The organism is Stenotrophomonas sp. JAG2 (assembly GCF_041080745.1).
Taxonomy (GTDB): Bacteria; Pseudomonadota; Gammaproteobacteria; order Xanthomonadales; family Xanthomonadaceae; genus Stenotrophomonas; species Stenotrophomonas maltophilia_AA.
This window is the reverse complement of the sequence record NZ_JBEUMH010000010.1, coordinates 83,990-102,513: the sequence shown is the minus strand read 5'-3', so window position 1 is coordinate 102,513 and position 18,524 is coordinate 83,990. Positions and strand designations below refer to the sequence as shown.

The 18,524-nt window shown below is 67.5% G+C and carries 16 protein-coding genes; 8 read left to right on the top strand and 8 right to left on the bottom strand.

Translation table 11 applies throughout. The features are described 5' to 3' along the window. Positions 1-182 precede the first annotated feature (182 nt). Both AB9O74_RS14060 and AB9O74_RS14055 read left to right on the top strand, forming a co-directional pair. Positions 183-932 (top strand): response regulator, encoded by a 750-nt coding sequence (locus AB9O74_RS14060; RefSeq protein ID WP_354274397.1) that lies wholly within the window; start codon positions 183-185, stop codon positions 930-932. After that, a complete protein-coding gene (locus tag AB9O74_RS14055) occupies positions 932-1,999 on the top strand; it encodes an ATP-binding protein (protein WP_369349674.1) in 1,068 nt (355 codons plus the stop codon). Before AB9O74_RS14060 ends, AB9O74_RS14055 begins: the two co-directional genes overlap by 1 nt. On the opposite strand, the gene AB9O74_RS14050 is transcribed toward AB9O74_RS14055, so the two are convergent. The 3 genes from AB9O74_RS14050 to AB9O74_RS14040 form a co-directional block, all read right to left on the bottom strand. After that, a complete protein-coding gene (locus AB9O74_RS14050; protein ID WP_369349673.1) occupies positions 1,977-3,794 on the bottom strand; it encodes a DUF4105 domain-containing protein in 1,818 nt (605 codons plus the stop codon). The two genes, AB9O74_RS14055 and AB9O74_RS14050, sit on opposite strands and share 23 nt — an antisense overlap. Then, the gene (locus AB9O74_RS14045) at positions 3,794-4,087 is read right to left on the bottom strand and encodes a DUF2388 domain-containing protein (RefSeq protein ID WP_176989104.1); all 294 of its coding nucleotides are present in this window, start codon (positions 4,085-4,087) and stop codon (positions 3,794-3,796) included. The genes AB9O74_RS14050 and AB9O74_RS14045 overlap by 1 nt, the downstream gene beginning before the upstream one ends. A 61-nt stretch (positions 4,088-4,148) precedes the next feature. Next, the gene (locus AB9O74_RS14040) at positions 4,149-5,537 is read right to left on the bottom strand and encodes an FAD-binding oxidoreductase (protein WP_369349672.1); all 1,389 of its coding nucleotides are present in this window, start codon (positions 5,535-5,537) and stop codon (positions 4,149-4,151) included. Positions 5,538-5,741: 204 nt separating this feature from the next. Here AB9O74_RS14040 and serA point away from each other — a divergent pair, with 204 nt between their 5' ends. Continuing rightward, positions 5,742-6,983, top strand: coding sequence for a phosphoglycerate dehydrogenase (serA, locus tag AB9O74_RS14035; protein WP_369349671.1), 1,242 nt, complete (start codon positions 5,742-5,744; stop codon positions 6,981-6,983). On the opposite strand, the gene AB9O74_RS14030 is transcribed toward serA, so the two are convergent. Continuing rightward, entirely contained in the window at positions 6,980-7,561 is a 582-nt protein-coding gene (locus AB9O74_RS14030; protein ID WP_369349670.1) for an NUDIX hydrolase, read from the bottom strand. The genes serA and AB9O74_RS14030 overlap by 4 nt on opposite strands. Before the next feature lie 185 nt (positions 7,562-7,746). Here AB9O74_RS14030 and AB9O74_RS14025 point away from each other — a divergent pair, with 185 nt between their 5' ends. The 5 genes from AB9O74_RS14025 (at position 7,747) to mtnC (ending at position 12,960) form a co-directional block, all read left to right on the top strand. Continuing rightward, positions 7,747-9,225 carry an amino acid permease gene (locus AB9O74_RS14025; RefSeq protein WP_346492115.1) on the top strand — a complete coding sequence of 493 codons (1,479 nt, stop codon included), beginning with the start codon at positions 7,747-7,749 and terminating at the stop codon, positions 9,223-9,225. Between the two features lie 68 nt (positions 9,226-9,293). Further along, positions 9,294-10,721, top strand: coding sequence for an amino acid permease (locus AB9O74_RS14020; protein ID WP_176989109.1), 1,428 nt, complete (start codon positions 9,294-9,296; stop codon positions 10,719-10,721). Between the two features lie 214 nt (positions 10,722-10,935). Further along, positions 10,936-11,577 carry a methylthioribulose 1-phosphate dehydratase gene (locus AB9O74_RS14015; protein ID WP_026069746.1) on the top strand — a complete coding sequence of 214 codons (642 nt, stop codon included), beginning with the start codon at positions 10,936-10,938 and terminating at the stop codon, positions 11,575-11,577. Between the two features lie 117 nt (positions 11,578-11,694). Then, on the top strand, positions 11,695-12,258 hold the full coding sequence (locus AB9O74_RS14010) for an acireductone dioxygenase (protein ID WP_346470538.1): 564 nt from the start codon (positions 11,695-11,697) through the stop codon (positions 12,256-12,258). A gap of 3 nt (positions 12,259-12,261) precedes the next feature. Next, the gene (mtnC, locus tag AB9O74_RS14005) at positions 12,262-12,960 is read left to right on the top strand and encodes an acireductone synthase (RefSeq protein WP_369349669.1); all 699 of its coding nucleotides are present in this window, start codon (positions 12,262-12,264) and stop codon (positions 12,958-12,960) included. Between the two features lie 132 nt (positions 12,961-13,092). Here the strand turns inward: mtnC and AB9O74_RS14000 are convergent, their stop codons facing one another. The 4 genes from AB9O74_RS14000 to AB9O74_RS13985 form a co-directional block, all read right to left on the bottom strand. Continuing rightward, a complete protein-coding gene (locus AB9O74_RS14000) occupies positions 13,093-13,545 on the bottom strand; it encodes a hypothetical protein (RefSeq protein ID WP_369349668.1) in 453 nt (150 codons plus the stop codon). A 69-nt stretch (positions 13,546-13,614) separates the two neighbouring features. Then, positions 13,615-16,254: a glycoside hydrolase family 2 protein gene (locus AB9O74_RS13995; RefSeq protein WP_369349667.1), complete on the bottom strand. Its 2,640-nt coding sequence runs from the start codon at positions 16,252-16,254 to the stop codon at positions 13,615-13,617. An 81-nt stretch (positions 16,255-16,335) separates the two neighbouring features. Next, a complete protein-coding gene (locus tag AB9O74_RS13990; RefSeq protein WP_369349666.1) occupies positions 16,336-17,529 on the bottom strand; it encodes an AGE family epimerase/isomerase in 1,194 nt (397 codons plus the stop codon). Further along, positions 17,526-18,521, bottom strand: a complete 996-nt coding sequence (locus AB9O74_RS13985; protein ID WP_346478073.1) for a carbohydrate kinase — start codon at positions 18,519-18,521, stop codon at positions 17,526-17,528. Before AB9O74_RS13985 ends, AB9O74_RS13990 begins: the two co-directional genes overlap by 4 nt. Positions 18,522-18,524: the final 3 nt, after the last annotated feature.

The window sequence follows — 18,524 nt, the reverse complement described above, 5'->3', positions numbered from 1 at the left end:
ACGCGCCGCGCCTCTTTCGCCGCCCCAAGGGCGGCCATCCATCTGGAGTTCTTCATCCGCAGCACAGGGCCGGAACACCGGCTGAAATCACGATGGCCGCAGTCTGCGCGGGCTCAGTGGGGTTTCGATGGAGGAAGTGTGGAGATACGATGGAGCACAAGCACCTTCCGGCCCTGCCCTGCATGCCCGCCTCCGATTCACCCGGCGCCCCCACCGCGCGCTGGGATCATTCGCTCAACGCCCTGGTCCTGATCGTCGAGGACGAACCCGAGATCGCCGACATCGTCGCGGCCTACCTGGCCCGCGAAGGCCTGCGCACGCTGCGCGCGCAGGACGGCCTCAGCGCCCTCGCCCTGCATCGCAGCGCGCGGCCGGACCTGGTCCTGCTCGACGTGCAGATGCCGGGCATGGACGGCTGGACCGTGCTCAATACGCTGCGCCAGCGCGGCGATACGCCGGTGATCATGTTGACCGCGCTGGACCAGGACCTGGACAAGCTCACCGCGCTGCGGATGGGCGCGGACGATTACGTGGTCAAACCCTTCAACCCGGCCGAAGTCGCCGCGCGGGTGCGTGCGGTGCTGCGCCGAACCTTGAATGCGCCGCGCCCCAGCGCACCGGAGATCCTGCGCGTGGGCAGCCTGGTGATCGATCCGGAGCACCACGCCGTGCATGTCGAAGGCGATGGCTACAGCCACGAACTGCTGCTCACCCTGACCGAATACAAACTGCTGCACTGCATGGCGCTGGCACCGATGCGCATCTTCAGCCGCAGCGAACTCATGCACGCGTGCCTGCCGGAAAGCGAAGCGCTGGAGCGCACCGTGGACAGCCACGTCAGCAAGCTGCGGCGCAAACTCGATGATGTCGGCCTGGCCAACGTGCCGGCCAGCGTGCGCGGCGTCGGCTACCGGCTGGCGGCGGACCATTGATGCGCCGCTCGGGCCTGAGCCGGCACATCGTGCTGTCGATGTCGATGATGGTGCTGGCGGTCATCGTGATGGTGATCCTCAGCTCCTACCTGCTGTATGCCGTGCTGGTGGCGTTCTACCCCGGTGGCGCCGAGGAGCCGGTCAGCTGGGTGCCCAGCGGCCCCGAGCTGGTCTGGATGGTGGGCGTGACCCTGATCGGGCTGACCCTGGCCGTCGCCGCCTCGGTACGTTTGTCCCAGCGCATCCTGACCCCGCTCAATGCGGTGGTGGACAGCATCGGCCGGCTTGCCGATGGTGACCTGGGCGCGCGCGCCGCGGTCAGTGATCGCTCGCTCGGCGAAGTGGCGCTGCTGGTGGACGACTTCAACGCGATGGCGCGCCGGCTGCAGAACATCGAGGCCGACCGGGTGATGTGGCACGCGGCGATCGCGCACGAGCTGCGCACGCCGGTCACCATCCTGCGCGGCCGCCTCCAGGGCCTGGCCGAAGGGGTGTTCGCCCCGGATGAAGGCCAGTTCCGCAGCCTGCTGGCCCAGGTCGAAGGGCTGTCGCGGCTGATCGAGGACCTGCGCGTGCTGGGCCTGGCCGACAGCGCCCGCCTGGATGTCCGCCGCGCCCGCAACGATGTGGTGCAGGAAGTGCAGTCGGTGATGACCCTGGTCGACCCGGGCTTCCGCAGCAGCGGCTTCGTGCTGGAGCTGGAAACCTCGCGCGAGGAGCATCCGGCGCATTGCGACCCGACCCGGGTCCGCCAGGCGCTGATGGCGCTGCTGGAGAATGCGCGGCGCTACGCCACGCCCGGAAGGGTCCGCATCGCCGTGCACGACAGCGCCACCCACGTACAGATCGCCATCGACGACGAAGGGCCCGGCATCGATGCGGCGCTGCGTGAGCAGATCTTCGATCCTTTCCTGCGCGGCGATGGCTCGCGCTCGCGTCAGCGCGGTGGCAGCGGGCTGGGGCTGGCGGTGGTCAAGGCAATCGCCGATGCGCATGGCGGCCGCGTCGCCTGCACAGCCAGCACGCTGGGCGGCGCGCGCTTCGTCATCGAGCTGCCGCGGCAGTAACGCCGTCTTCCCGGGCCAGTTCGCGCATCCGCGCGCCGAGCCGGACCAGCGAGCTGTCGATCGTGGCCAGCTCGCGTTGCTGCCGCACCGGCAGGCGTTGCTTCAACTGCCGTTGCAGCGCCTTCCAGGCCGGCGCGCCCTGCGCACTGAGCTGCATTGCAGCTTCGGCGGCCATCGCGCGCTCATCGGCGGAGGGCAGACCGTAGCCTCCCCCCTTCACCAGGGCGGCCGGGCTGACCAGCTGCCCGGTGTCCTCGAGCAACGCGCGCAGCCTGTCGCGCGCTGCGGCATCGCCCGCGTCCGGATCGCCGAGCAGCCGCTTCAGGACATCGCGCGCACGCAGTTCCTCGCGGCGTAGTGCCGCCTGCTCCAGCAACAACAGGGCCGCCGTGGCGCGCAGATCGCCCTGCTCCACCCAGCGCGCCCGCTCACTGGCCGGCTGCCGCAACCAGTCGCCGACGTTCGCCGTGCCCAGCGGCAGCTGCCGGCGGGCGACATCGAACAGCTGCTGGTAATGCGCTTCCGCCGACGCGAAGTAATAGCCCTGCCGGGTCGCCTGCCCGCGATCGGCCAGCACGCTGGCATCCGCCACGCCCAGGCGCTCCAGACGGGTCAGCAGGCCGCGCGGGGTGAGCCGGTTCAAACCGGGCGACGCCAGGCGCGGCACGCCTTCCTGCAGCAGCTTGCCGGTCTCCACCGCGCAGTTGTTGCTGACGAACAGATAGCGCCCGTCGTAGCTCCAGTGAACCTGCGCGACACGCTCGAGCAGGCCGGCGATGTCCTGCTGATCCATCGCCAAGGGCACCGAGGACAGCCCCCGCAGCTCGAGCTGGGTGTATTCGTTGATGACCTGGTTGAGCGGCAGCACGAACAGACGCGAGGGATAGGCACCGGTCAGCCCGCGCCAGCTGGAGATCTGCACATCGCCGACGAAGGCGCGGTAGGACAGCACGCGGTGATGGGACAGGTCCATCCGGCAGGCCGGCCCGCGTGGCCGCCCCGGCGCGCAGATCACCAGCCGCAGCATGCTGTGGCCCCAGCGGCTCATCAGCTGGTCATTGCCCTCGGCGAGCAGGTAGTCGACGCCGTAAACCCGCGCTGGATCCAGCTCGAGCAGCGTCGCAGCGCCCGCCTCCTCTTCGGCCTGCATCAACGGCAGACGGGTGTCGCAGTCGACCGCGTGCGCGATCGGCCCCAGGTGGTTGGAGAACCACGCGGCGACGGCCGGTCGACGGCAGGCGTACCCGGGATCGAGCAGCAGGTGCTCGGCGTTGACCGCCAGGAACTCGGCCGGGCTGGCACGCTCGTAATCATCGGGGCTGCGCCCGCTGAAGGCGTTGCCGGTGCGGCCGAGTTTCCACGGGCGTCGCTGCCAGCCGGCCAGATCGCGCAGGCGCGCGTCGCGTGACCAGCCGCCCTGCGGCGAACGGTCCAGCACGTGGGTCAGTTCATGGATCAGTGCCGCCTCGAGCGGGCGCGGCAATGGTTGATCCTCCTGCACCGTGTCGAGCAGCGCGCGCTGCAGGGTGATCGTGCCGTTGTGGGCACGGCCGTGCACGTGGGCAGGCAACGTGTCCGACCAGCGGACCAGGACCGGCTGCTGGAACCGTTCCTGCCACCCGGAAGGGAGGCGCGTGCGTACCTGCTGCAGGGTGCGCTCGGCGGCGACGATCTGCGCCGTGTTCAATCCCTGCGGTTGCAGGTCCAGCTGCAGCGCGGCGTGCGCCCAAGGCGCGGCCAGCCACGCGATCAGGACCGCCCAGCGCCAGCGGCGGACCTGACCGGCGGGTTGCATCAGCGTGCCAGCAGGGTCCTGGCCAGCGCCATGTCACTGGCCTGCTGCGCAGCACCCTGCTCGCGCAGGTGCAGCAGCGCCGCTTCCAGGCGTGCGCCACGGATGGCGCCGTCGCTGGCCACGAAGGCCGCAGCGTCATCACGCGCATCGAGCACGATCTTGTCATCGCCCGAGCTGGACGAACCGGCCGAGGATGCGCCCGATGCGGAGCCGGCGGAGCTGCCGGCAAAACTGGACGCCATCGCAGACAGCGGCAGGGCAAGCACGGCAAGAAGCAGGATCGGACGCATCATCAGGGTGTCGTTCGTGGTGGAAAGCACAGAGCGTATAGGCTGCGTGAAATCCTGTCTTGTCTCAGAGGTCGAAGACCTTGCCGGGATTCAGCAGCGCTTGGGGATCAAACGCGCGTTTGACCGCCTTCATCAAGGCGATTTCCGCGGCGCTGCGGGTGCTGTCCAGATAGCCTTTCTTGACCAGGCCGATCCCGTGCTCGGCCGAAATGCTGCCGTCGAACCGGCTCAACACGCCAGCGAGGAGCTTGGTGACATGCTCGCACTGGGTCAGGAACTCGGCATCCGCGGTGCCGTCCGGCTTGAGCACGTTGATGTGCAGGTTGCCGTCGCCGATGTGTCCGAACCAGACCACGTCGAACTGCGGGTACGCCTGCCCGATCAGCGCCTGGGTTTCGGCGAGAAACGCCGGCATCGCCGAGATCCGCACCGAAACGTCGTTCTTGTAGGGTTTGTAGCGCGCCACCGCCTCGGTGATGCCTTCGCGCAGCCGCCACAGCTGCGCGGCCTGCGCATCGCTCTGGCTGACCACGCCATCGCTGACCCAGCCGTGCGTCATGCAGTCTTCGAAGGCGGCCATCGCGGCGGCTTCCTGGGCCTCATCGCCCGCAGCGAACTCGGTCACCACGTAATACGGATGGACCTCATCGAACGGCGCCTGCGCACCGTGCGCCAGCACGTGCTCGAGCGCGCGGTCGGTGAAGAATTCGAAGGCCTGCAGCTGCAGCCGTTCGCGGAACGCGGCAAACACCTGCATCAGCACCTCGAACGAGGGCAGTGCCAGCAGCATCACGTTGCTCGCCGGCGGCGGGTCGGTGAGCTTCAGGGTCGCTTCCACGATGACGCCCAGCGTGCCTTCCGAGCCGATCAGCAGCTGGCGGAAGTCGTAGCCGCTGGAATTCTTGATCAGGCCCTTGTTGAGCTCCACCCGCTCCCCGGCCATGGTCACCACCGTCAGGCCGGCGATCCACTCGCGGGTATTGCCGTAACGGATCACGCGGATGCCGCCGGCGTTGGTGGCGATGTTGCCGCCGATCGAGCACGACCCGCGCGCGGCGAAATCCACCGGATAGATCAGCCCGTGCTCGAGCGCTGTGTTGTGCACCGCCTCCAGCGGCATGCCGGCCTGCACGGTCAGGGTGCGGTCGACGGCATCGAAGGCCAGCGGCTTGTTCATCCGTTCCAGGCTGAGCACCAGTTCCCCATCGGCTGCGACGGCGCCACCCGACAGGCCGGTCCGGCCGCCGGAAGGCACTACCGCCACGTTGCGGGCACTGGCCCAGCGCAGGATCGCCTGCACCTCCTCGACCGTGCCCGGCAGCGCGATCGCCAGTGGCGCCGGCGTCCAGCGGCGGGTCCAGTCGCGGCCGTAGTGCTCCAGATCGGCCGGATCGGTCTTCAGGCGCAGCCCGGGGCAATCGTGCAGCAGCGAATCAAGGCGCGGATCGGTCATGGGGCGTCTGGCAGTGCCGGGGGAGCCCGCAAGCCTGCCAGCCGCTACGGGCCGCGTCCAGTCGCCGGGGCGTCGATCGCCCTCGCCAGCCCTACCCAAATAGGTGCATCTGAAACTGTCAGGCCAGCGATTGGCGCACCGCACCATCGGCGCTGGCTTCTGGCATAGTTGGGGGCTCCCGCCGCCACACGTCGCACGCCGCCCATGTCGCCGAAAAAGACCTCGTTCCCGAAGCAGGATATCCGCGTACTGTTGCTCGAGGGGGTCAGCCAGACCGCGATCGACGTGTTCACCGCGGCCGGCTATTCGCAGATCGAACTGCACAGCAAGGCGCTGCCCGAAGACGAACTCAAGGCCCGGATCGCCGAGGCCCACATCGTCGGCATCCGCTCGCGCACCCAGCTGAGCGCGGATGTGCTGGTGCATGCCAAGCGCCTGATGGCGGTCGGCTGTTTCTGCATCGGCACCAACCAGGTCGACCTGGAGGCGGCGGAACTGGCCGGCATCCCGGTGTTCAACGCACCCTACTCCAACACCCGCAGCGTGGCCGAGCTCGTGATCGCCGAGGCGATCATGCTCACCCGCGGCATCCCGCAGAAGAACGCCGAGTGCCATCGCGGTGGCTGGTCCAAATCAGCGGCGGGCAGCCACGAGGTGCGCGGCAAGACGCTGGGCATCATCGGCTATGGCCATATCGGCACCCAGGTCGGCGTGATGGCCGAGGCGATGGGCATGCAGGTGATCTTCCACGATGTGGAAACCAAGCTCTCACTGGGCAATGCCCGGGCGGCGATCAGCCTGGACGACCTGCTGGCGCGCGCCGACATCGTAACCGTGCACGTGCCCGAAACCCCGGCCACGCAGTGGATGATCGGCGCCGATGAACTGGCGCGGATGCGCCCCGGCGCGCACCTGATCAATGCCGCGCGCGGCACCGTGGTCGACATCGACGCGCTGGATGCGGCGCTGCGCTCGGGCCATCTCGGCGGCGCGGCGCTGGACGTGTTCCCGGTCGAGCCCAAGGGCAACGGCGATGCCTTCGTCTCCCCGCTGACGGCCCACGACAACGTGATCCTGACCCCGCACGTGGGCGGCAGCACGCTGGAAGCGCAGGACAACATCGGCGTGGAAGTGGCGGCCAAGCTGGTGCGCTACAGCGACAACGGCAGCACCCTCTCGGCGGTCAACTTCCCGGAGGTGACCCTGCCCGAGCATGCCGAGAGCCTGCGCCTGCTGCACATCCACCAGAACGTGCCGGGCGTGCTGTCCAAGGTCAACGAGATCTTCTCGCGCCACAACGTCAACATCGACGGCCAGTTCCTGCGCACCGATCCGAAGGTCGGCTACGTGGTGATCGACATCACCGCCAGCGAAGCCCAGGCCGGCGCCGTGCGCGACGAGCTGGCGGCCATCCCGGGCACGCTGCGCACCCGTGTGCTTTATTAACGCGCCAGCCAGCGCTTGGCCATGCGCGGCAGCGAATCGTCCCCATCCGGGGTCTCGATCGCCGCGTTGGCCACGTCACGGATATCGCGCCAGGCCAGCGCCAGCGACTCTTCGCTGACCGCGAACTGCTCGCTGCCCAGCGCCCGCACCACGTAGCGGGCGTCGTAATGCCAATGCCCGGGCACGTCCCTGCGTTCGGGGATCCAGTGCTTGTCGATGTCGAACAGTTCGCCATCCTCCAGCACCAGCGCGGTCAGCCCGGACTCTTCCTCGGCCTCCTTCAGCGCGACCTGGGCCAGATCGCGCTCGCCGTCGGCATGGCCGCCCAGCTGCAGCCAGCGGTCCAGCTTGCGGTGGTGGGTCAGCAGCACGCGCTGCCCGTCGGCGCTGACCAGCCACGCACTGCCGGTGAAGTGCCCGGCCAGGCGCTCGCGCAGGAACGGGTTTTCCGGATCGTCCAGCAATGTGCTGAATTCGTCAGCGAGCGCCGCGTCCCCGGGGTGTCGGCGGGCGTAGGCGTCAAGCTGACTGCGCAGGGCAGCGTCAGGAATGGCAATGGATTCGGGGTTCAACGACATGGCAGGCGCGGGCATCGTGCGGATTTGGCCGATTATCGCTCGGCCATGCTGCATTTGTGCTTGTACAGCGGCTTCAGCTTTGGCTAAGGTACAGCGGGCCCCGCACCGCTGGGGCGCCCAGTCGCCATCAGGGCGTGCGGCAATGTACCGCGCGCCTCACCTTTGTTCATTTAGGGAAGCACTGCATGCTGAAGTCTCTGTTGAGGGTCAAACCGGTCGCACCGGCACCGCACGTCGATGCCGGCGAGCCCATCGAAGGCAGCCTGGACGGCGAGCCCACACTGAAACGGACCCTCACAGCGAAACACCTCATCCTGCTCGGCATCGGTGCGGTGATCGGTGCCGGCATCTTCGTGCTCACCGGCCAGGCCGCGGCGAACCACGCCGGCCCTGCAGTGATGCTGTCGTTCGTGTTTGCCGGCTTCGCCTGCGCACTGGCCGGCCTGTGCTACGCGGAGTTCGCGGCGATGATGCCGGTCTCCGGCAGCGCCTACTCCTACTCTTACGCCACTCTCGGTGAGGGCATGGCCTGGTTCATCGGCTGGTGCCTGGTGCTGGAGTACCTGTTCGCCTCGGCCTCGGTCGCGGTGGGCTGGTCGGCGTACCTGATCAGCTTCATCACCACCACGCTCAACATGCCGTTCCCGGATGCGCTGAGCGCCGCGCCCATCGCCTGGACCGGCCATGAATTCATCTCCTCCGGCAAGCTGTTCAACCTGCCGGCGGTACTGATCGTGGCGGCCGTCTCCGGCCTGCTGTACGTCGGCGTGACCCAGTCGGCCTTCGTCAACGCGATCATCGTGGCGATCAAGGTCACCGTGATCTGTCTGTTCATCGGTTTCGGTGCGGCGCATCTGGACCCGGCCAACTGGACCCCGTTCATTCCGGAGAACACCGGCGTGCCGGGTGAGTTCGGCTGGAGCGGCGTGTTCCGTGCGGCGACCATCGTGTTCTTCGCCTACATCGGCTTCGATGCGGTCTCCACCGCTGCCGGCGAAACCAAGGATCCGCAGCGCAACATGCCGATCGGCCTGCTCGGCTCGCTGGCCGTGTGCACCATCGTCTACATCATCGTCTGCGCCGTACTCACCGGCATGATGCCGTACCACCTGCTGGGCACCGACAAGCCGGTCGCCACCGCGCTGGAGCCCTACCCGACCCTGTCCTGGCTCAAGACCGCGGTGGAAATCGGTGCGATCGCCGGCCTGTCCTCGGTGGTGCTGGTGATGATGATGGGCCAGACCCGCATCGCCTACACGATCTCCCGCGACGGCCTGCTGCCGAAGATCTTCGGCAAGGTGCACAAGCGCTTCCGCACCCCGTACTGGAGCACGATCGTGGTGGGTGCCATCGCCGCCACCCTGGCGGGCACCGTGCCGCTGAACGTGCTCGGCGAGCTGGTCTCGATGGGCACCCTGCTGGCGTTCGCCACGGTATGCATCGGCGTGCTGATCCTGCGCTACACGCGCCCGGAGCTGGAACGGCCGTTCCGTGTGCCGCTGGTGTGGATCATCTGCCCGGTAGGCGCGCTCGCCTGTCTGTTCCTGTTCTACCAGGCGTTCGTGGTGCATTGGCACCTGTTCGTGGCCTGGACCCTGCTGGGCCTGTGCATCTACTTCGGCTACGGCATCCGCCACAGCAAGCTGAACAAGAAGTCCGCCTGAATGCTGCCGGGCCGGCCCAGTGCCGGCGCGGTCGTTTGATACGTCGCGCCTGAGAAGAATTCCAAACCATGTTCAAGCAACTGTGGGCCACCAAGCATCCGCACGCCGCCCATGAAGACGCCAACGGCCTGAGCCTGCGCCGTACCCTCGGCCCCTGGGGCCTGACCGCGCTGGGCATCGGCGCGGTCATCGGCGGCGGCATCTTCGTGATCACCGGCCAGGCCGCGGCCAACCATGCCGGCCCGGCGATCATGCTGTCGTTCGTACTGGCCGCGATCTGCTGCGCGTTCTGCGCGATGGCCTATGCCGAGTTCGCGGCGATGGTGCCGGTCTCCGGCAGTGCCTACACCTATACCTATGCCACGTTCGGCGAGCTCTCGGCCTGGTTCATCGGCTGGATGCTGGTGCTGGAATACGGCGTTTCCGCCTCGGCGGTGGCGGTCAGCTGGACCGGCTATTTCCTGAGCCTGCTCAGTCACTTCGACATCCATCTGCCGGCCGCGCTGGTCAGTGCGCCACTCGATGGCCAGCTGCGCCCGACCGGCGCCATCGCCAACATCCCGGCCGCCGTGCTGGTGCTGCTGCTGACCTGGCTGTGCTACGTGGGCATCAGCAAATCCTCGGCCATGAACATGGCGATGGTGGTGCTCAAGACCGCGCTGATCCTGCTGGTGATCGTGGTGGGCTGGAAGTACGTGGATCCGGCCAACTGGACGCCGTTCATTCCGGACAACGAAGGCCCGGGCAAGTACGGCTTCGATGGCGTGCTGCGCGGTGCGGCGATGGTCTTCTTCGCCTACATCGGTTTCGAGGCGGTCTCGGTGGCCGCGCAGGAATCGCACAAGCCGCAGCGCGACATGCCGATCGGCATGATGCTCTCGCTGGTGATCTGCACGGTGCTGTACATCGCCATGGCGGCGGTGATGACCGGGCTGGTGCCGTACCAGCTGCTGGGCACGGACGAGCCGGTGGTGACCGCGGTGGCGGCGCATCCGCAGCTGGGCTGGCTGCGCGTGGTCGTGGAGATCGGCGCGCTGATCGGGCTGTCCTCGGTGGTGCTGGTGATGGTGATCGCGCAGCCGCGCATCTTCATGATCATGGGCCGCGACGGGCTGTTGCCGCCGCTGTTCACCAAGATCCACCCCAAGTACCGCACGCCGCACATCAACACGGTGATCACGGGCATCGGCATCGCGTTGCTGGCAGCGGTGTTCCCGCTCGACGTCCTCGGTGAGCTGACTTCGATGGGCACGTTGATCGCGTTCGCGGCGGTCTGCGCGGGCGTGCTGATCCTGCGCCGCACCCAGCCGGACCTGCCGCGTCCGTTCCGGATGCCGATGGCGTGGCTGATCTGCAGTCTGGGCGTGCTCAGTTGCATCGCGCTGCTGACGGCGATGACGGCGCACAACTGGATGCTGATGGGCTTCTGGACGCTGGGTGGTTTCGCGATCTACTTCAGCTACGGTTATCGCCATAGCCGCTTGCGCGGGAAGTAAGGATCACGCCTAAGCCAACGGCCGACGCACCGGCCGAAGCGTCAGCTGTCCTGTTTCGGTCGGTTTGGCGGGGTGGTGTGGGTTCGCGGGGGACGCCGTGAATCCATCCCTGGAGGCTACAGGGACGTACTTGCGGCGTCCCCCGCAAACCCCACCCCGTCCGGCCCAATCGCCAGACCTGCTTTTAGCGTTTGACCTAGCTAAAATGACCGGCATGAGCACCCCCACCTTCCCGTACGACACCGCGCGCCTGAGCGAACTGGCCCAGCTGCTGATCGACAACGTCCGCGAGCTGGCCCACGCCGGCTGGACCCCGGCCACCAGCAGCAACTTCTCCCACCGGCTGGATGACCGCCATGCCGCGATCACCGTCTCCGGCAAGGACAAGGGCCGGCTGGTGGAGGACGACATCATGGTGGTGGATTTCGACGGCAAGGCCGTCGGCCGCCCGCTGCGCCCCTCCGCCGAGACCCTGCTGCACACCCAGCTGTACCGCCGTTTCCCGGAGATCGGCTGCGTGCTGCATACCCATTCGCCGGTGCAGACCATCGCCTCGCGGCTGTATGCGCCGCAGGGCCACATCCGGCTGGAAGGCTACGAGCTGCTGAAGGCCTTCCACGGCAACAGCACCCACGAGATGGCGGTCGATGTGCCGGTGTTCGCCAACACCCAGGACATGGACGTGCTCTCGGCCCAGGTCGATGCCCTGCTCGACACCCAGCCGCTGTGGGGCTACCTGATCGACGGCCACGGCCTGTACGCGTGGGGCCGCACCATGGCCGAGGCGCGCCGCCACATGGAAGCCTTCGAATTCCTGCTGCACTGTGAGCTGGAGCTGCGCAAGCTGCGCGGCTGATCGCGCTCAGATTCCTGAAGAGAATCTGTATTCCGCGCTTCGGCATCAGTGCGTCGCCCCCACCCCGGCGCCGCACTGGTACCCTTTCCTTCCCCTCTTCGCCTCGATGCCGCCGCCATGAGCCGACTCCGCATATTTGATGACACCGCCCCGGATGTCCCGCTGTTCGACAGCCGGGATGGCGAGGCGATCGCCGCCGAACTCAAGCCGATCGGCGTCACCTTCGAGCGCTGGCAGGCGGCCCATGAAGTCGCGCCGGGCGCCAGCCAGGACGAGGTCTTCGCCGCCTACAAGGTCGATATCGACCGGCTGGTTGCCACGCACGGCTTCAAGAGCGTGGACGTCGCGTCGATCGCGCCGGACAACCCGAACCGCGCCGAGCTGCGCAAGAAGTTCCTGGACGAGCACTTCCACAAGGAAGACGAGGTCCGCTTCTTCGTTGCCGGGTCGGGGCTGTTCACCCTGCACGTGGACGGCAAGGTCTACGAGATCGAGTGCGTCAAGAACGACCTGATCGCCGTGCCCGATGGCATCACCCACTGGTTCGACATGGGCGAGGAGCCGAGCTTCGTGGCGATCCGCTTCTTCACCGAGCCGGATGGCTGGGTCGGCCATTTCACCGGCAGCGACATCGCCCAGACCTTCCCGCGTTACCACCCCGCACAGCACCAGGCCGATTGATCCATGCCGCATCCGACCGTCATCCTCACCGATATCGAGGGCACCACCAGCAGCATTTCGTTCGTCAAGAACGTGCTGTTCCCGTATGCGCGCAAGGCGCTGCCGGCGTTCGTCGCCGCGCATGGCCAGGAGCCGCAGGTGCGCCGCTGGCTGGACGCGGTGGCGGTGGAGATCGGCGGCGCCTGCCAGGACAGCCTGATCGTGGAGACGCTGCAGGGCTGGATCGACCAGGACCGCAAGCACACCGCGCTCAAGGCGCTGCAGGGCATGATCTGGGAAGCTGGTTATCGCAACGGCGATTACAAAGCGCACTTCTACCCGGAAGTGGCCGCCGTGCTGAAGGGCTGGCATGCCGAGGGCAAGCCGCTGTACGTCTATTCCTCCGGTTCGGTCCCGTCGCAGAAGCTGTTCTTCGGCTTCAGCGAGGCCGGTGACCTGACGGGGCTGGTCTCGGGCTGGTTCGACACCGAAGTCGGCGGCAAGCGCGAGGCGGACAGCTACCGCCACATCGTCGAGGCGATCGGCGTGCCGCCCGGGCAGATCCTGTTCCTGTCCGATGTGGTGGAAGAGCTGGATGCTGCCCGCGAGGCGGGCCTGCAGACCCGTCTGCTGGATCGGCTTGAGGATTACCCGTTGCCGCGCAGTGGTGAAGCCACGCACGGCCACGACCGCGTTGAGAATTTCCAGCAGATCACGCTGTAACCGGGTAGATCCACGCGGCTCCATGGGGCGCCAATCCAATGAACGGATCGCCATGCGCAGAGCGGCTGCCGCCGGGCACGTAGCATGATTCATGCGTGGATGCCTTCCGCGCGATTGCGGCACCCAGCCTCTTCATCCCCAAGCGATGGATAGCTGGTCCGGGCGGTGCAACAGGATGAGGATCGTTGTGCCGCTCGACGAGGTGGCGCGGATGCGATCGTCCTCCAGCGCCAGGGCGACGAACGGGTCCGTTCGGCTCAGCACCAGCAGCCAGATCAGCCGATTGGTCGCGGCCTCGCTCACTGCGATGAAGCCATCTTCACCTGCGGCGCAGCACTCGCCACAGGTGATCAGCGTGTCTGTCGACAGCGTGATGGCACTCAGTATTGCCAGCCCCTCACAACCATGGGCGCCCACCTGCCACGCATCCGACGCCGGAATCCATGTCTTCTCCATCACCCCCGGGTGCTGCTCGGACGTTTCGAACAGGCAGTAAAATCCATTCGCGAAAGCAAGTGAATTCCGACGGGGATACGCTTCTTCCTGCCACCTGCTCTGGATGATGCGTTGGTCTGCTGAAAACACGTGCGTGGCCTGTTCAACGATACGATGGAGGATAGCTCACCAACCGTAAGCGCTGACCAGCTCCCGCCGCTACAGGGCGGCGGTTGTATCGACCAACGAGGTGAGCCTCAGCGCCTTCTGCAGCGTCGCCAGATCGGCATCCGCGCGCAGCCGGATCGTCACCGTCTCGCCCGGCACCAGGTCCAGTGCGTTGTCGTCGAGCGTGGCATCCCGCCCATCGAACGCGATCCACAGCGCACGCACCAGCGTGGCCGAGCGCAGCGTCAACACGTAGCCGTGGCCGTCGGCGCGCAGTGCGCTGTCGATGGCCGGCCGTGACAGCGCCAAGGCCTTGGCCGGCACGAAATACACCACCTGCTGCGACAACAGTCTCCCGCCGTCGAACAGCTCGACCACCGCCACGGTGCGTGTCGGATCGGCCCCCTTCAACAGGTCGGCATCGGCAAATCGCCCTACCTCCAACGCGGACAACGGCGGCAGGGCCACGGTATGCCGTTGCTCGCTGCGCAGCGCGCCATCGAGATCGATCACGCGCAGCCGCCATGTCGCCTGCAGACCCTGCTGGCGATCATTGAGCAGACTCACCCGGGTCATGCCGTCGTCGCGCAGCGCCGCCACCGCGTGGTCGGCGAAGAAGCGCCGGGCGTGGAAATGCAGCGCCTTCCAGCGCCCGGCGTAGTCGATGCTCGACCACGATGCTCCGGGCCACACATCGTTGAGCTGCCAATACAGCGAGCCCATCGTGTACGGCCGTGAGGCACGGTGATGCAGGGCTGCCAGCTGGATGCCGTCGGCCTGCATCACCTGGCTCAGGTACACGAATGCCGGGAAGTCGCGAGGCGTGCCGTACTCCTCCTCGATGTACTTGAGCAGGCGCTGGTTGCCCTCGCCCGCCATGAATTTCTGGTGCGCGCGCACCGTCGGGCTGTCGACCTGCTGCTCGGCGGCGGGAATGATGCCGTCCAGCGTGCGCAGCACCGGCCAGGCCTGCAGCCCGTACTCGGACATGAAACGCGGCGTTTCGCGCAGGTAGGCGGTCACCGGCAGCGCCGGATTGCCCCACACCTGCCAGTAGTGCTTGTCGCCGCGGGTGGAATCGTTGGCCTTTTCGTCCAGGTCGTTGCCCGGTGAGCTCGACCAGTACGGCACGCCCAGTCCCTCCTCGGCCACCACCTGGCGCAGATCATTGCCGAACAGGTCCACGTAGCCCTGCCAGACCTTCGCGGCGAACACGGGGTCCGCCGCCGTCAGGTCACGGCCGTGGCCCCAGTCCTTCCACGCGGTCTCTTCTTCGTTGTTGCCGCACCACAGCACCACGCTGGGGTGATGGCGCAGGCGCCGCACGTTGTCGCGCGCTTCGCCGACCACGTTCGCGCGGAACGCCGGATCGTAGCCAGGCTGCATGCCGCCCCCGAACATGAAGTCCTGCCAGACCAGCAGGCCCAGCTCGTCGGCGATGTCGAAGAACACGTCGTCTTCGTAGTAACCGCCGCCCCAGTTGCGCAGCATGTTCATGTTGGCATCGCGCGCCGCGGTCAGCTCGCGCCGGATCCGCGCCTCGTCCACGCGCGCCGGGAACATGTCGAACGGAATCACGTTGGCGCCCTTGGCGAAGATCGGCACGCCGTTGATCACGAACGCGAAGCCCTGGCCGCCGTTGCGGTCCGCCTCCCGCCGCAGTTCGACGGTGCGCAGGCCGGTGCGCTGCTCGATGCGGGACGCATCGGCGGTCCCCGTTGGCAGGGTGGCGCGCACGGTATAGCGCGCCTGCTCGCCCTGCCCGACCGGCCACCAGCGTCGCGGCTTCTGCAGCGTCACCGGGATCGTGATGCGGTTGTCGCCCGCCTGCAGCATCGCCGTGCGGTCGATGCGTGCTACTCGCTTACCGTCCGGATCGAGTACCTCCAGTTGCACCGCGGCGGTGCCCGCCGCCGCACTCTCCACCGCGACCGCGACCTCAAGGTCCGCGCGGGCCGCATCCAGGGCACGGGTCTGCACGGCCACCGCGGTCAGCCGCTGTGCGTCCCAGCTCTCCAGCCGCACCGGCCGCCAGATGCCGGCGGTCACGTAACGCGGGCCCCAATCCCAGCCGAAGTGGTAGCCCGGCTTGCGCACGAAATTGCCGACCATCGCGTCTTTGGGTTCATCGCCATAGGGCGAGGGATAGTTGCCGGCGATCGTGTGCGGCATCGCCTGCACGTCCGGCAGCAGCGTGCGGATCGGCGAGCGCAGCACGATGCGCAGTTCATTACCGCGGGCGCGCAACCTGCCGTCGACCCGCGCACGCCAGGTGCGATGGCTGTTGTTCGCCTGCAGCAGCGGCTGGCCGTTGAGGGTGACGGTCGCGAACGTATCCAGGCCTTCGAACGCCAGCTCGGCATGCGCGCGCGCCAGCGTCGCCGCATCTACATCGAATTGCGCACGGTATTCCCAGTCGGCGAGGCCGATCCACTGCAGGCCGGCCTCGGGGGCGCCGAAGTACGGATCGGGAATCTGTCCCTGTGCCAGCAGGTCGGTATGCACCGCGCCAGGCACCTGCGCGGTGCGCCACCCGGCCAACTGTGGATGGGCGCGCAGCTGGGCATCGCCGGGCAACAGGCGGAAGCTCCACTGGGCCTGCAGCGGCGCTGCCGTCACCGGCAGCACCCACGATCCCACCAGCACCAACAGCAGCCAGCAGGCCGCACGGACGACACGGAAATGACGCATGGCAGCCTGCCTCGTTGTTGACCCGCTTATGCCGGCCGGCCCGGGGCCGGCACGTTCAGACATCCACTGGCGATCCGCCGATCAACGCACCACGTTGAGCACTTCGTAGCAGGCGCCCATGGTGTGGTAATCGGTCTTGCCCGCCGGGCTCTTCTCGTCGCTGTATTTGCGGTTGTCCGCATCCAGGATGCGATACCAGGCGCCATGCCGATGATCGATCATGTGCTGCCAGGCGTAGCCCCACAATCTGTCGTACCAGTCCCAGTAAACCGCGTCGCCGGTGCGCTTGGCCAGCAGCGCGGCGGTGGCCAGCGATTCGGCCTGCACCCAGAAATACTTGTCGTCATCGCAGACGCTGCCATCCGGCGCGAAGCCGTAATACAGCCCGCCGCGCCCGGCGTCCCAGCTGCGTTCCACCGCCACATCGAACAGATGCCGCGCCGTCGGTACCAGCCAGTCGGCCTGCACGTGGCGGTCCAGGATCAGCAGCAGCTTGGCCCACTCGGTCTGGTGGCCCGGCTGGAAGCCCCACGGGCGGAACAGGTGCTTGGGGTCGTCGCGGTTGTAGTCCCAGTCGATCTGCCACTGGATGTCGTAGTGCTCCCACACCAGGCCATCGCCCTGCGCCGCCTGGCGACGGGTCATGTGATCGGCCAGCAGCAGCGCACGATCGAGATAGCGCTGCTCACCGCTCGCCTCGAACGCGGCCAGCATCGCCTCGCACATATGCATGTTGGCGTTCTGGCCACGGTAGTCGCTGAAGTGCCAGTCGGCGTCGGCTTCGTCCTTGTACAGGCCGAACGCCGGTTCCCAGAAGCGCGCTTCCAGCAGCTGCCAGGTCTCGTCCATCCACGACCGCGCTTCGCCGATCCCGGCCTTCAGCGCGCAGCTGTAGGCGAGCAGCACGAAAGCCACGCCATAGCAGTGGTTGGTCGCATCTTCGACCACGCCATCGCGCAGCGTCCATGCATAACCGCCGGTCGCCGGGTTGCGATGCACCTCGCGCAGGTAGCGCAGACCATGCTCGACCGCCGCCAGGTCCTCGGGCTTGCCGAATTCGCGGTAGGCCATCGCATGGTTGAACACGAAGCGGGTGCTGCTGACCAGATGACGGTGGCTGGCGTCATACACGCTGCCGTCGTCACGGTAGTAGTGGAAGAAGCCGCCGTTCGGGTCGATTTCATGCGGCTGGTAGAACGCCATCGTCTGCGCGATGTGGGCGCGCAGGAACGCGGGCGAGCGGAAGTCGGGGGTCGGCGGAACCGGCGTGGTCATGCGGCGTCATCCTGTTGTTGCTGCAGCAGTTGCTGGACTTCATGGAGGCTGGGCATCGCGGCGAAAGCGCCCTTGCGGGTCACGGCCAATGCCCCGACGGCCGCGCCGAAGCGGATCGCCTCGACCAACCCGGCGGGGTCCTGGCAGAACGCGGCGAAGCCCGCGCCGTCACCGCCGCGCTCACCGATCCCGAACAGCAGGCCGCCGACGAAGGCATCGCCGGCCGCGGTCGAATCGACCGTGGTGACGCGGAAGCCGGTGAGCACGCCGTGGGCGTGGCGGGTATGCCAGCGGATCGGTGCGGCGCCGTCGGTGATCACCACCGCCTGGGCCTGCGCGGCGAGCAGGCGCTCGACCACCGCCGCATCACCGCCGGGAACCGAGGCCGCCAGGTACTCCAGTTCCTCGCGCGAGAGCTTGACCAGGTCGGCCAGCGACAGCGCTTCCCACAGCCGCGGCAGCGGGTCGACACCGGTCGGCCACAGCGCCGGGCGCAGGTTGAGATCGAGGCTGACCATCGCACCGGCCTGGCGGGCGCGACGCATGCCCTCGAGCGTGGCATCGGCGATCTCCGCCTCGGTCAGGCTGTTGGAGCACACATGGAAGCTGCGCGTACCGTCGAAGCAATTGGGGTGGAAGTGAGCGCTGCGGAACAGCAGGTCGGCCGCCGGCGGGCGGTAGAAGCTGAAACTGCGCTCGCCGCTGGCATCCAGCGCGACGAACGCCAGCGCGGTCTTGGCCGCGTCGGTGCGCACGATGCAGTCGGTCGCCACGCCGGCACTGGCCAGGCTCTCGGCAAGGAAGTCGCCGAACATGTCCTGGCCGAGCATGCCGGCGAAATGGGTATCCGCACCGAGCCTTGCGGCCGCCACGGCAACGTTGGCCGGTGCGCCACCGGCGTACTGCAGGAAGGCACGCGGGGTGTCCGGGGTGGCCGGCGGTTGGGCAAGTAGATCGATCAAAATCTCGCCGAAACAAACAATCTTGGACATCGT